At 40.8% G+C, this 13466-nt stretch carries 7 protein-coding genes, 16 tRNA genes and 1 rRNA gene; 22 read left to right on the top strand and 2 right to left on the bottom strand.

Annotated features, from left to right (window positions below):
* Positions 1-102: 102 nt before the first annotated feature.
* The 17 genes from rrf to ADM90_RS11845 all read left to right on the top strand — a co-directional run bounded on the left by rrf (position 103) and on the right by ADM90_RS11845 (position 1775).
* Positions 103-218: ribosomal RNA gene (gene rrf, locus ADM90_RS11925) — 5S ribosomal RNA — on the top strand.
* Between the two features lie 16 nt (positions 219-234).
* Positions 235-311, top strand: a tRNA-Asn gene (locus ADM90_RS11920).
* A gap of 5 nt (positions 312-316) precedes the next feature.
* A tRNA-Ser gene (locus tag ADM90_RS11915) sits at positions 317-408 on the top strand.
* 24 nt (positions 409-432) lie between these two features.
* A tRNA-Glu gene (locus ADM90_RS11910) sits at positions 433-507 on the top strand.
* Positions 508-522: 15 nt separating this feature from the next.
* Positions 523-598 (top strand) — tRNA-Val (locus ADM90_RS11905).
* Positions 599-624: 26 nt separating this feature from the next.
* Positions 625-699, top strand: a tRNA-Met gene (locus ADM90_RS11900).
* 74 nt (positions 700-773) lie between these two features.
* A tRNA-Asp gene (locus ADM90_RS11895) sits at positions 774-849 on the top strand.
* A 16-nt stretch (positions 850-865) separates the two neighbouring features.
* Positions 866-938 (top strand) — tRNA-Phe (locus ADM90_RS11890).
* Between the two features lie 12 nt (positions 939-950).
* Positions 951-1026: transfer RNA gene (locus ADM90_RS11885), tRNA-Thr, on the top strand.
* A 9-nt stretch (positions 1027-1035) separates the two neighbouring features.
* Positions 1036-1119 (top strand) — tRNA-Tyr (locus ADM90_RS11880).
* A gap of 13 nt (positions 1120-1132) precedes the next feature.
* Positions 1133-1206 (top strand) — tRNA-Trp (locus tag ADM90_RS11875).
* A 12-nt stretch (positions 1207-1218) separates the two neighbouring features.
* Positions 1219-1294: transfer RNA gene (locus ADM90_RS11870), tRNA-His, on the top strand.
* Between the two features lie 32 nt (positions 1295-1326).
* A tRNA-His gene (locus ADM90_RS11865) sits at positions 1327-1402 on the top strand.
* Between the two features lie 9 nt (positions 1403-1411).
* A tRNA-Gln gene (locus ADM90_RS11860) sits at positions 1412-1486 on the top strand.
* Between the two features lie 5 nt (positions 1487-1491).
* Positions 1492-1566: transfer RNA gene (locus ADM90_RS11855), tRNA-Gly, on the top strand.
* A gap of 8 nt (positions 1567-1574) precedes the next feature.
* Positions 1575-1648 (top strand) — tRNA-Cys (locus ADM90_RS11850).
* A 46-nt stretch (positions 1649-1694) separates the two neighbouring features.
* A tRNA-Leu gene (locus tag ADM90_RS11845) sits at positions 1695-1775 on the top strand.
* Between the two features lie 385 nt (positions 1776-2160).
* Here ADM90_RS11845 and ADM90_RS11840 read toward each other — a convergent pair.
* The gene (locus ADM90_RS11840) at positions 2161-3531 is read right to left on the bottom strand and encodes a catalase (protein WP_053995217.1); all 1371 of its coding nucleotides are present in this window, start codon (positions 3529-3531) and stop codon (positions 2161-2163) included.
* Positions 3532-4791: 1260 nt separating this feature from the next.
* A complete protein-coding gene (locus tag ADM90_RS11835) occupies positions 4792-5988 on the bottom strand; it encodes an IS256 family transposase (protein WP_053993757.1) in 1197 nt (398 codons plus the stop codon).
* Between the two features lie 301 nt (positions 5989-6289).
* Between ADM90_RS11835 and ADM90_RS11830 the strand changes: the two genes are divergently transcribed.
* The 5 genes from ADM90_RS11830 to ADM90_RS11815 all read left to right on the top strand — a co-directional run bounded on the left by ADM90_RS11830 (position 6290) and on the right by ADM90_RS11815 (position 13190).
* Positions 6290-10678 carry an S-layer homology domain-containing protein gene (locus ADM90_RS11830; protein WP_053995216.1) on the top strand — a complete coding sequence of 1463 codons (4389 nt, stop codon included), beginning with the start codon at positions 6290-6292 and terminating at the stop codon, positions 10676-10678.
* Positions 10679-10772: 94 nt separating this feature from the next.
* Positions 10773-11645, top strand: a complete 873-nt coding sequence (locus ADM90_RS11825) for a GNAT family N-acetyltransferase (RefSeq protein ID WP_053995215.1) — start codon at positions 10773-10775, stop codon at positions 11643-11645.
* 75 nt (positions 11646-11720) lie between these two features.
* Positions 11721-11885, top strand: coding sequence for a transposase (locus ADM90_RS23835; protein WP_083448533.1), 165 nt, complete (start codon positions 11721-11723; stop codon positions 11883-11885).
* A 77-nt stretch (positions 11886-11962) separates the two neighbouring features.
* Positions 11963-12313 (top strand): transposase, encoded by a 351-nt coding sequence (locus ADM90_RS23830; RefSeq protein ID WP_152928014.1) that lies wholly within the window; start codon positions 11963-11965, stop codon positions 12311-12313.
* Positions 12228-13190, top strand: coding sequence for an IS3 family transposase (locus tag ADM90_RS11815; RefSeq protein ID WP_053995214.1), 963 nt, complete (start codon positions 12228-12230; stop codon positions 13188-13190). Before ADM90_RS23830 ends, ADM90_RS11815 begins: the two co-directional genes overlap by 86 nt.
* Positions 13191-13466: the final 276 nt, after the last annotated feature.

Below are 13466 nucleotides of genomic sequence, written 5' to 3'. Positions count from 1 at the left end.
TACAGTCAATGCACCGTTTATCCAGTTTTGAAAGAATAAAATATTAAAATATACTTGTAATTTTTATAAGATATGTTATAATAAGTATTGTCTTTCAAATAGTCTAGTGATGATGGCAAAGAGGTCACACCCGTTCCCATACCGAACACGGAAGTTAAGCTCTTTCGCGCCGATGGTAGTTGGGGGCTTCCCCCTGTGAGAGTAGGACGTCGCTAGGCTATATACTAAAATTATTCCGAAGTAGCTCAGTTGGTAGTAGCACCTGACTGTTAATCAGGTTGTCGCAGGTTCGAGTCCTGCCTTCGGAGCCATTCTTGGAGAGTTGTCCGAGTGGCCGAAGGAGCACGATTGGAAATCGTGTAGGCGGTTAACACTGTCTCAAGGGTTCAAATCCCTTACTCTCCGCCAGCACTTTGATTTATTCCAAACGATGGCCCCTTGGTCAAGTGGTTAAGACACCGCCCTTTCACGGCGGTAACACGGGTTCGAATCCCGTAGGGGTCACCATTTATATAACCAGATGGAGGATTAGCTCAGCTGGGAGAGCATCTGCCTTACAAGCAGAGGGTCGGCGGTTCGAGCCCGTCATCCTCCACCATTATTTTTACAACACTATAGTATTATCGCGGGGTGGAGCAGTGGTAGCTCGTCGGGCTCATAACCCGAAGGTCGTTGGTTCAAATCCGGCCCCCGCAACCAATTTTTTCTATGCAAAAGCGAAGCGACAGCAACAAAATGTTTTCTGTGCGAAAGCGAAGCGACAGCAACAAAAAGGTCCCGTGGTGTAGCGGTTAACATGCCTGCCTGTCACGCAGGAGATCGCCGGTTCGATCCCGGTCGGGACCGCCATTTATTTTACAAATATGGGTCAGTAGCTCAGTTGGTAGAGCATTAGATTGAAGCTCTAAGTGTCGGCGGTTCGATTCCGTCCTGACCCATCTTATTTTTTTGCCGGTTTAGCTCAGCAGGTAGAGCAACTGACTTGTAATCAGTAGGTCGTGGGTTCGATTCCTATAGCCGGCACCAGATTTTCCCGGAGGGGTAGCGAAGTGGCTAAACGCGGCGGACTGTAAATCCGCTCCTTAGGGTTCGGCGGTTCGAATCCGTCCCCCTCCACCAGTTTTATTATTTTAGGGGCATAGTTCAACGGTAGAATAGAGGTCTCCAAAACCTTTGGTGTGGGTTCGATTCCTACTGCCCCTGCCAATTAATTTTATGGCGATTGTGGCGAAGTGGTTAACGCACCGGATTGTGGTTCCGGCATTCGTGGGTTCGATTCCCATCAGTCGCCCCATCAACTATAAAATTAATAACTATCATATAATGGCGATTGTGGCGAAGTGGTTAACGCATCGGATTGTGGTTCCGACATTCGTGGGTTCGATTCCCATCAGTCGCCCCAGTTGAATGTTGGGGTATAGCCAAGCGGTAAGGCAACGGATTTTGATTCCGTCATGCCTAGGTTCGAATCCTAGTACCCCAGCCATTTTTGCGGAAGTAGTTCAGTGGTAGAACACCACCTTGCCAAGGTGGGGGTCGCGAGTTCGAACCTCGTCTTCCGCTCCAAGTATGATGGCGGCATAGCCAAGTGGTAAGGCACGGGTCTGCAACACCCTTATCACCGGTTCAAATCCGGTTGCCGCCTCCATATTTCTACTGTTAATCGGTTTAGCCGATTTTTTTTATCTTTATATGCCGGTGTGGCGGAATGGCAGACGCGAACGACTCAAAATCGTTTGGAGAGATCCGTGGAGGTTCGAGTCCTCTCACCGGTATCACATTAATTAATCAGCAAAAGTTCATTAGAGATAATCTCTGATGAACTTTTTTGCATTTCTTGAAAACCTCTCGCATAGCAAGGGATTGTTAAAAGTTACAATAAGACAGACACTTTCTATTCAAATCGAATAGAAAGTGTCTTATTGTTATCCCAATTTTCAGGGCTCTCTTATTACACACTTCACTAATGAAGAAGTTGTTCTTGATCAAGGGAATCAACCTATTGGTAACCAGAACATGTTGGAATTTCTTCGATAAATATCTGATTATATAAGAGTGTGCTTTCAGTTCTATAAGCGGAGGGTATTTGAAATGTCAAGAAATCCAGCTACTTGTTCCAGGACATCTGAATTTCTCTGTTGTTTGAAGTTTGGGCAGGTGTTATTCCTTCTCTTTGTTGCCGATTTGCCAGGCAACACGTTCTCCTAGCTCCTGATTTGCATGGGCCAGATAACCTAATACAATCCGCTGCAACTCCGGAGAGGCAGCCCCAAGATCGGCTGCAATATTATGGACTAGGTGCTTCTGAAGTACAGGTGATAGTGAGTTGTAAAATTGTCCTGGCTGCGTGAAATCATCCCCTTTTGGAGGTGCAGTGCGCTCTAGCCGACCTGCTACATAGCTGCCGGTGCTGCTTGTGACCTCGTCTGATGGCTTCCAGTTCGCCTGATGGTTGATCGGTATACTGCGGAAATTTGGTCCCAACCGATAACGCTGTGAATCCGTATAAATATTGGAGCGGCCTTGAAGCACTCTATCAAATGAAAATTCGGCGCCCTCCAGCATATTGGACGGGGAAAAGGCCAGCTTCTCCACCTGTTCTTTATAATTGTCGGGATTGCGGTTCAGCACCATCTTGCCAACGGGCAGCAACGGATACTGCTGTGCATCCCATACCTTCGTATCGTCCAGAGGGTCGAACGGCAGTGTGGCTTCGTCTTGTGGATTCATAAGCTGTACATACAGCCCGTATTCGACTGGTACTCCTTGAGCAATTGTGTCATAGAGATCCTTGCCAGCGTAATCTGGGTTCTCGCAGGCAAGACGCGCCGCCTCTTGACTATCGATATACTGCACGCCGGCTAGCGGAATCCAATTGTATTTCACATAAGTACGTACATCCTGCTCATTCTTCCAAACATAAGTACTCACGCTGTAACCTGGAATGTGACGGAGGCTCTTGATTGTCCCCAGATCGGAGTACAGCTGTAGCACGAAATGCGTCGCCTCTGGATTGTTCGCATAGAAACTCCAGAACCGATTGGGATCCATCAAGTTGTTGACCGGCGAGGGATTGAAGGCGCTGACCGTCTCTACAAACCGCATTGGATCTCGTACCGTAAACACGGGGAGATGGTTGCATATTAAGTCGAAGATACCTTGCTCAGTATAAAATTTAGTTGAGAAACCCCGCACATTGCGTGAAGTGTCTGGTGTTCCCCTGTTGCTGGCCGCTAGTGAGAATCGGACGGCAACAGGTACTTGTTGGTCTGGACGTTGCAGGAAACAAAGCTTTGTGTAGGCCGCCATGGAGTTAAACGTCTCGAAATAGCCAAAGGCTCCAAAGCCCTTCACATGTAACGGGCGCTCTAATATTGTCTCATGGATAAACGTTTCATTTTTCTCATGCAGCATAGTGTCTTGTTCCAGAATTGGACCACGCTCTCCTACTGTCTGCGAGTAGCGCGACGGTTGTGAGCCGCCTTGCCAACTTTGATTGTTTGTCTGATCGTGGGTGTTCTTGTCGTCCATTCCTCTACCTCCCATATCTATATTCTCCCAATGTATATGCAGGGCTATAGACTGTTATGATTGCGCGTCCCATGCCGATCTGCACATAGAGAGCATCTGCCATCACAGCAAAAAACTGCATAGGAACAAGCCCTTCTTCCATTGTTGATATTTCTAACGTCAGATTGATAGTAGTGACGTATATGGGCTGCTAGTCTGCAGCTATCATTCATTGTCTAAATCAGTAGATGCTGATGATGGGGCATGTAGAGCCGGCTATGAAAGTCTTTCGAGTGTTAGGTGTTTCTTTGCGAGAATATGTAAAATACATAAAAAATATTTTTCGATTTTCATTGTTGAATTGATCGGCCTCATCATTATTTTTTTATAAATTGCGTTTAATGCGGGAGATGAAGCTCTTTTACTTGCTGTTTTCATTCAATTTTTTCAATATCCCTAATGGCGCCTAACCTCAGTGATAACTTTCTCTTAAGGTACTTCAATAGAAGTCTTATAGCCTAGTGGGCATATTTAAAAGTAAATTTAACGACAGCCGGTTGTCCCCAATTTGCAGTTTTTTATTCCTCTTTAGGCAGTGGGAGAACTCCTGTAGCAGTGGATATGAATATATATATATAGTAATTTTTGGAAGATGCTATTGAGTTAATAAAACAATTAAAGCACCTTTTTCTGTACTAAAAAAGGAAATAGGTAGAATAACTAGCTTAAATGCTAGACCAATTCACAGAAATAGTTGTATAGATGGTTTTCTTAAAGACCTGTTTCGGTAAAAATACAGAAGACAAATGAGACGATAGAGGAAGCAGTTAACAAGCTTTTATTCGGGAATAAGAAAAGAGATCGTCTCTTAAAGATGTTAAATAGGGAAATAAACTAACTGCTACCAGATGTTATCGAGGATAATCATTTATCGTAAGCTTGCTTCACATAAATTGGGGGTTCAGTTCAAAACTGCTCTCTTGTTCTTTTTGTTTAATGATTGTTGATCTAACAATGTTTCGGTCGCGTATTAAGATGCGCTTTGCTAAGAAAAATTATATATATTAATTTTGCTATTTATTATAAAATATTTTTACCACATTTGTATGATAGGTAGACTAATAGGTACTGTCAATATTTTTGTGTAAATGACGATTCACCCGTTCAAGGGAACTCATCACCTGTGTATTCAATTGTACTTGTTCGAAGTGTTGATTTGAGTGTGTAGGAAAGGGCTAGCCCTTTCCTACACACTCAAATTTCGCGCTGGCGCGTCCCGGTCTAGTTTGCCGGTTCGTGCAGCTGCTCAAACATTTCTTCTAGCTTTGCACGGGCCTGATTGAAGCCGATGTGGCAGCGTGTGGCGAAACGTTGATTATAGTCTTCGAACTGCGTCACTAAAAAGCGCTCCAACGATTCTTCGTTCGGGAACTGTTCCTTGCGCTTTGTATATTTTTTGATTTGCTTATTGAACGACTCGATTAAATTCGTCGAGTAGATGCTTCGCCAAATCGCCTTGGGAAAGCCGTAAAACGTCAGTAAATACGGGTTTTCGAGTAAGCCTTGTGCGACTTTTTTATACGATTTGCCCCATTTTTCGCAGAACGTCTCGAGCGCTTTTTTCGCTGCTTCAGCGTTCTTTGCCTGGTGAATCGTTTTAAAATCCTCGCACACTTCCTTGCGATCTTCTACTCGGACTTTATGCATGATATTGCGTGCCACATGGACAAGGCACACCTGATATTTTGCCTTTGGAAACACATTAAACACAGCGTCTGCCATGCCTTTTAAGCCGTCTGATACGAATAAAAGTACGTCTTCTACACCACGGTCTTTGAGCTCTTGTAGTAGCTCCTGCCAGTTGTAGGCCGATTCTGTTGGGGCAATCGTATAGCCAAGCACTTCTTTAGAGCCGTCTTCACGAATACCAACTGCAATATAGACGGCCTCTTTTGACACCGTATCACGACGCACGGCAATATACGTCGCGTCTAAATACACGCATACGTAACGATTGTGCAAAGGACGGTTATTAAAGGCTTCTACCGTTTCTGAAACAGCCTTTGTCATATTCGAAATCGTTTGCGGCGTATAGTGATGCCCATACATTTTCTCAATTAATTGCGCAATTTCCGCCATCGTAATGCCTTTTTTGAACAAGTGAATGACCGTTTCTTCCAGCGTATCGTTCGAGCGCTTATATGGTACCACTGTCTGTTGTTTAAACTCACCGTTGCGATCCCGCGGGATTTGAAGCGTTAAATCGCCGTACTCCGTGTGAAGTGTACGCGAATAAGACCCATTGCGAGAATTGCCTGAGTTGAACCCGATACGATCGTATTTTTCGTAATCCAAAAATTCCGTCAGCTCTGTCGCCAGTAGCGAGTTGATCGCCATTTCCAAGTGCGAACGAAAAACCTCGGTAATATCTTGTTTTTTGACTAGTGCATCGACAATTTCTGTTGTAAACTGATTCATAGGGAAGACCTCTTTTCTAGGATTGGTTGTGGTGACTTAATTCTACCAAGAAAGGGTCTTCCTTTTTCTATGGAATTTTCTATTTACACAAAATATTTTATACTCTCGACTAATATCTCTAAAATGAAAAGTAAAAAAGGTGGTTTCTAAATAATTTGGTAATAACTACCCAAAAACCATTGTGGAATTAAAATAAAGAAAGGGAGAAATACCAACTAAAATATAAAGAAAAAGATATCTCACTAGTTACTATTTTTTGTAAAACAGTCACCATCAATAATGAGAGAGAGAATGTGAGACTATGAAAAAAAAGAATAAAAATTTTAATAAGATAATGGCATCTACAATTACAGCGTCTGTTGTAGCAAGTACCTTAGTGACAGTTGTGCCAAATGCTAACGCAGCTACAACTAAATTTAAGGATGTGCAGTCAAATGCATATTTTTACGAAGCAGTGAATAGTTTACATGCGCGTAATATTATTAGTGGCTATGATGATGGCACATTCCGTCCAAACGAAACGTTAACGCGGGCTCATGCAGCAAAAATCATTGCACTTGCTTTAGATTTGGATACAAAAAATATCAAGGACCCAGGATTTAAAGATGTGCCTAAGGAGCACGATGCCTATAAATATATTGCTGCATTAGCAAATAAAGGGATTATTGTAGGATCTGAAGGTCAATACAAACCGAATAATCCGCTAACTCGTGCACAGATGGCTAAAATTATCTCATTAGCCTATAATTTAAAATCAGAAGATTCACAACAACTAACATTTACGGATGTACGTCAAGATGATTGGTTTAGAAATTATGTTAGCGCATTAATTGAAAATGAAATCACATCCGGAACGACTCCCACAACATTTTCGCCTAATAAAAATGTGACGCGTGGACAAATAGCAGCATTCATTTATCGTAGTGAAAACAAAATAACACCTGTTCAAGTAAATGAGACGATCTCTAATATTACAAATGAAACACTTATTACATCTGAAGGAACATATATACTTTCAGATGAACAAAAGAAATGGATGAATCCTAGTAATCTAGCGGCTTTAAAAGGGGCTATCTTAAAACTCACTACAAAAGAGAATCAAATTGAAGAAATACAATCTATTGAATTAACTGCAAAAGGTACATCAAGTACAGATACATCAAATCCATATGCAAACCATGTTGTATTTGATGGAAAAGACGCAATAATTGATGCGAATGTCAATGTAAATGGCGACTATATCACAATGAAAAATATCACAATTAAAGGTGATTTACATGTTGGTAGAGGCGTTGAGAACTCTTTCTTCTCTGAATTCATAAAAGTAGAAGGGAAAACGACGATTGATGACTCCCTGCAAGTAGCAAGTCAAGCTAAATCCTATAAATCGTTTGCAGCAAAGGTTGCATCTACCAATAACCTCCCAGTGGCTGTAAATGAACCTACAGTGAGAGGAAGAGTTGTTTTCAGTGAATTTCAATTGGGCGATGTGGGTGTTGATAAAAACGCAGATGTTATTTTCCTATCGAAAACATCAGGAACATCTACAGTAGGAGAAATTGTTGTTAATAGCAATGTCACGTTAACTACTGATCGTTCAGTGGTGATCCCTAAAGTAGTGATCGCGCAAGGAGCTACCAATGTTATCATCAACTCAAGCGTGAGTACTCTTGAAATCGTTAATAAAGAGTCAAAAGTAACGATAGGAGGGGATGTGAAAATTGGTAACCTTATTATTCCAGTAAATGTAAACCCAGCTGATGTTATTCAAAATTACGAAGCGATAAAGAAAGAGATTGAACTAATTAACTGGGTAAAGAATCAAGTCACAACACCGACAGCCCCATCCGAAAACAACTCAGGTAGTGGTAGTAGTAATGGAACGACGGACACAACAGCACCAACAGCAGTGACAGGTGTAATAGGCTCAAGCCTAGATACAAATCCGCTAGCACTAGGTGGCTTACAAAATAGTATTTCTTGGACGGCTAACACGGCATCTGACCTTTCGTATTATGAAGTATTCCGCTCAACCAATTCAAATGGTACTACTGGCGCAACGAAAGTAAGTAGTAATATTGGAAAAGATATAACAGCATTTACTGATACTTCTGTCGTTTCAGGAACGATATACTATTATACGGTTTATGCTGTAGATACAAGTGGAAATCGCTCAGCTAGTTCGAATGTCGCTATGGTGACAACAGTTACTGATTCCTTTACTTTAGCCCCACCAGCACCACCTGGATTGCAGGGTGTGTCACCAACTCTAGCAGGTAATGATGGAAAAATTATAGGTTTACAGGCAGGTATGTCCTATCAATATAAATTAGCTACTGACACAAATTGGACAAATGTACCTTTATTAGCAACAGAAATCACGGGCTTAAGTGCAGGAAACTATGAAGTACGCTTTGCAGCCAACGGAAGTTTACCAGCAAGTTTATCAGCGCCAGTATCTGTTCCAAGTGCAGGTCAATCACAAGCCCCTTCATCTATACGAGTGATAAATTTTGCGACACTAGGCAATGATGTTGTTGCTGTACCTAGCTTACCAGTAGGCTCAATCATTAACGTCTATGATGCAAGCACAAATGGCAATGTCATTGGAAGTTTGACAGTCACAACTTTAACTCCATTTAATATGGTAGATATTTTAGGAGGGTTTTCTCAAGGGCTCGATAAAGTATATGTGACGATTACAGAAAGCGGAAAGACAGAAAGCGAAAGAGTAGAAAAAGGCATACCAACGACTTTCCCGAATGCGCCAATGGTTAATGATATTACGATTACTGACAATGCTATTGGAGCAGATACAGTGACAGTGAGACTTCCCTCACCAATCAGCGATTATATGATTACTGCATATGATGTGTTAGGCAATCAATTAACTTGGACTTTACTACCTGATGGAGCTGATAGAAAAACAATTTCAATTCTCTCTGGTTTTGTCAATGGGACATCTGAAATTGATGTAGCGATTGTAAAAGTAGCAGATAATGAGACACAATATGCGGAGAGTTTAAGAACGCGCGTGAGTATCCAGCCGTTAGATGTTTTAACCGTTACTTCACAGGATGATCTATTAAGTAACGATAAAGTAAATATCACAGTTGATGAAACAGCAGATTCAGGAAATGAGTTTGCTTATAAAATTTTTGACGATGCGAATGCAGCTAATGCTGGTAAGCCATCATTAAACACAGATGTGTCCTCTTGGGAAACACTTCCATCAGATGGGAAAATTTCAGCGGCCGCTGGTAAGGTGATTGTTGTAGTAGAAAGAACGACAACAGATAAACTTGCGAGAAAGATGGGACAAGTTATTGCAAACACAGTAGCGAATAACCCATTATTAGGAACGGTTACACTAGACGGGAAAGATGGCGTCAGCTCTCAAGATGGACAAATGGAAACGATTCGCCTGAAATTTTCAGCAAATATTGATCCTACGACAGTCGATATTAATTCATTTACAGTCTCTGGCTATACTGTGGAGTCTATAAAAGTAACAGATAAAAATGGAAGAACAGCTCCTCATCCTGTGTATACACAAGGTGAAAACCAATATATCACAATTCGAGTTACACCAGTGGCTGGCACGCACTTCACACCAACAGTTGTTCAAAATCCAAACCAATCAATCGTAGATGTGAATGGCGTGACGATCACGGGAATTAATGTAACAGCAGTGGATGAGGCTGCACCAGTGATTATTAGTTCAGCCTTTATTGACAATGATAATTCTAGTAGTGTGACTTCAGGGGATACACTAACGATTACCTTCTCTGAAAATGTAAATGTTGATTCTGGTAATTTAGCTGATTTAGTGAATGATTTTACGTTAAGTAACGCCACTTATCCTACTTTTGCTTTTGCTAATGATGATAACTTTACACTCTCAGGAAATACTGTAACGGTCACATTAGGAGCAACAACCGTATCAAAAATAACGCAAGACACAACCATTACAATGAGTGCAATTGGTAATGATATTTCCTTAAGAGACGCTGCCTTTAATAAAGCGAAGCCTCAAAAAGTGTTTATAAATGAAAATGTATATTCTGATCCAAAAACAATAAATATAACGAACATACCATTATCTATTGTAAATCCAATTGCTGCACCGAATGCAGGTAAAGCACAAGGCACTGATGCAGGAACAATAAAACTGACAGGTTTGACAGATGGTGTTACGTATCAATATATAATTGATAACACTGCTACAACATCTGTTAGCACAGATTGGACAGGGGCACTCCCTGCAACGCTATCAGGTACAACTGAAATTGATAATATTCTAGTAAATGCGGGTCAGTATGTGCATATTCGTGTAGCGTCATCAGGAGGGCAACCAACAAATGATGTACAAGATGTAGGGCAAATTGAGTTAACAGACATAAGACCCGCTCTAATACCAAATAGTGTTAACACATCATTTTCATCCAATGCTGGATTCACAAAATTAAATGGTTTAGATTCCAATCAGGATTATGAATATTTTGTTGATAGCAATAATAGCGCAGCAGATAATGCACCAGAATGGTCAACTGCTACACCTATAATGGGTGTTTCTTCTCAGGATATTCAGGCTAGCTCACCACAATATATTCATGTCCGTATAAAAGCAACCGCCGAAAAACCTGCATCTTATATAAAAAGTCTTCCAGGGGCACCTACTCCCCCTTAATGCAACTGATTGATGATATAATGGATCACTATTTTAAGTGGTCCATTTCTTTATCTTTTTAATTGAAACTAATTTTATATAGAAGGTAAAAATTATGCAAATTCAAAAATTAATGCAAACAAAAGTTAATGAAGTATTACTATATTTTAAAAATATTAAAGGTGATTTTTTATTAAAAGACATAAACAATAACTCGTTTGTAATAGGCGTTTCAGTTGATAAAAACGATGAAGTACTCGGAGTAATAGTAGCGGAGTACAAAGAGTTAGGCAAAATGGGCGTTGTTTACTCGGTCAATGTTAGAGAAAAATTTCAAAATAAAAACATTGAAGAAAAACTACTAAAGTTTGCTGAAAAAGAACTAAAGGCCAAAGGTGCAAAAGTTTTATATACAAATATTTTTCCTGAAACGAGTCCGAATGTAAAATTTACATTAAGAAAACAATCGTGGACGCCACCAGTTTTAGACAAGACTCATTTTATTATTAATGTTAAAGGCATGAGCCAAGAAAAATGGATTGAAACGAACACTTTTCCAAAAGATTTCTCGATTAAAGAGCTGAATCAAATTCAGGAAGCGGAGCTAGAATCGTTACGCAATGCTGATTGGTACCCTAAGCATTTATCACCCTTAGAGAACTTTCAATTTGGTGAAACGAGTTCACAAACAAGCTTTTGGATTTATTTTAAAGATGAAATTATTGGGTGGATAATAAGTAGAAATGTTAATAATGAATATTTATTTATTACTTCACTCTTCATTAAAGAAGATAGAAGGAATCATTATATGTTAAGACCATTACTGGGTGAGGTTATCAAAAATCAAATTCAACTCACCATTCCTTATGCTTGTTTTGATGTGAGAAACGAAGATAAAAAGGTATTAAATTTTTTTAAGCGTTATTTTAAGGACTATATTCATCATACAATTGAAATTCATAGTTCCTATAAAATAGTAAGATCGTAATCCCCCTCTGTTAGGATAGATATTGGAGGATACTTTAGTGTTATAGTTAAGTAAATAACACGGAGGTCGATCGAAATGACAGGAAGAAATAGAGTGCGATATTCACAAGAACAAAAAGAAGCAATTGTTAAACACATGATGCCACCGAATAATGAAGCAGTGGCACAAATTGCGAAAGAAGAAGGCATTACAGAAGTGACATTATACAAGTGGCGTAAAGAAGCACGGCAGCTGGTGTAGCAACACCAGGCAATGGTCAAACCACTGATAAATGGAATAGCCAAGATAAGTTTTTAATCGTGATGGAGACGTTCTCGATGAATGAGCTAGAGTTGGCGGAGTATTGCCGTAAGAAAGAGTTGTATCGCGAACAAATTGAAGCTTGGCGCAATGTATGCCTTCAAGCAAATGGTCAAGCATTCGATCAAGCTAAACAGTTGAATGGCGCGTTGAAGGAAGAACAAAAGCGTGCCAAGCAATTGGAAAAAGAGCTACAAAAGAAGGAAAAGGCACTTGCGGAAGCTGCTGCATTACTACTGCTTAGAAAAAAGCCCAAGCGATTTGGGGGGACGACGAGGACGAATGATTGGTCCATCCAATCGCGCATTAGCTATAGAACTCATTCAAGAAGCCAATCAGCGCCCACTTACGAAACGTCCTACACCTAAAAACAAGTTGGCACAAGAGGAAAAAGAGAAAATACTAACGATTGTGAAGCAAGAGGAATATGCGGATTGTCCATCTATACAAATTGTGCCAAGACTTGCGGACCAAGGGACCTATATTGCATCAGAATCGACATTTTATCGTATATTGCGTGAAGAAAAGATGCAGCATTACCGAGGACGTAGTCAAAAGCCAGAGCGAAGCATCCCAGAAAGTCATCTGGCAACAGCGTCCAATCAAGTGTGGACATGGGATATCATTTGGCTCAGAGGACCAGTGAAAGGATTATATTATCGACTTTATTTAATACTCGACTTGTTTAGTAGAAAGGTAGTCGGCTGGAAAGTATGGGAAACGGAAGAGGCCAAACACGCCGAAACACTCGTGAAAAAAGCAGTAATCAGTGAAAAAATTCAGGGCAAACCACTTGTGTTACATTCTGATAATGGGAGTCTAATGAAAGCTACGACATTCCTAGGTTTACTAGAGAGAATGGGCATTCAAAGTTCATTTTCAAGACCACATGTGAGTAACGATAACCCTTACTCTGAGGCGATGTTTCGGACACTCAAGTATCGACCCGATTTCCCGCATAAAGGTTTTGAAACACTTGAAAAAGCAAGACAATGGGCACAGCAATTTGTCCATTGGTACAATGAGATTCACCTGTATAGCGGGCTGAATTTTGTAACACCTGTGCAGTGTCATACGGGAGAACACATATCCCTATTAGAAAAGCGAAAAGAAGTGTACGAGGCAGCGAAGGAGAAACACCCAGAGCGTTGGGCACGATGTACAAGAAATTGGGCACCGAATGAACAAGTAACGCTCAATCCAATGCGAGATAAGGGGCAAACCGAAGCAGTGAAAAACCCGTAATAGTCCCCAATTCCCTGGTGATGAAGATTGAAAGCACGCTTTTTCTTTCAACCTTCATCACCAGGCCAGCAAGCGCAGCGCGGTAGCCTTGACTGAACATGAGGATTCATCCAATCTTTCAAACTACTAAAGTAACTAAATGCGACAACTATATTGACAAACACCGATATCAACAATGGAACATGACATGGAATAAGTACCTACTATAACAGGAATATATTTGGTTCTTAGCAAAATGGAGTATTTCTTGCTGGTAACACTAGATGATATCCTTCA

Origin of the sequence: Lysinibacillus macroides (assembly GCF_001281525.1) — a bacterium.
Taxonomy (GTDB): domain Bacteria; phylum Bacillota; class Bacilli; order Bacillales_A; family Planococcaceae; genus Lysinibacillus; species Lysinibacillus macroides.
This window is presented reverse-complemented; position numbering and strand designations above follow the sequence as displayed.

What these genes read in the sequence shown, in the direction of transcription:
- ADM90_RS11835 (WP_053993757.1), bottom strand. Translation starts at nt 5,988, where the DNA reads ATGAATCAGTTTACAACAGAAATTGTCGATGCACTAGTCAAAAAACAA.
- ADM90_RS11815 (WP_053995214.1), top strand. Translation starts at nt 12,228, where the DNA reads ATGATTGGTCCATCCAATCGCGCATTAGCTATAGAACTCATTCAAGAA.
- ADM90_RS23835 (WP_083448533.1), top strand. Translation starts at nt 11,721, where the DNA reads ATGACAGGAAGAAATAGAGTGCGATATTCACAAGAACAAAAAGAAGCA.
- ADM90_RS23830 (WP_152928014.1), top strand. Translation starts at nt 11,963, where the DNA reads ATGAATGAGCTAGAGTTGGCGGAGTATTGCCGTAAGAAAGAGTTGTAT.
- ADM90_RS11840 (WP_053995217.1), bottom strand. Translation starts at nt 3,531, where the DNA reads ATGGACGACAAGAACACCCACGATCAGACAAACAATCAAAGTTGGCAA.
- ADM90_RS11825 (WP_053995215.1), top strand. Translation starts at nt 10,773, where the DNA reads ATGCAAATTCAAAAATTAATGCAAACAAAAGTTAATGAAGTATTACTA.
- ADM90_RS11830 (WP_053995216.1), top strand. Translation starts at nt 6,290, where the DNA reads ATGAAAAAAAAGAATAAAAATTTTAATAAGATAATGGCATCTACAATT.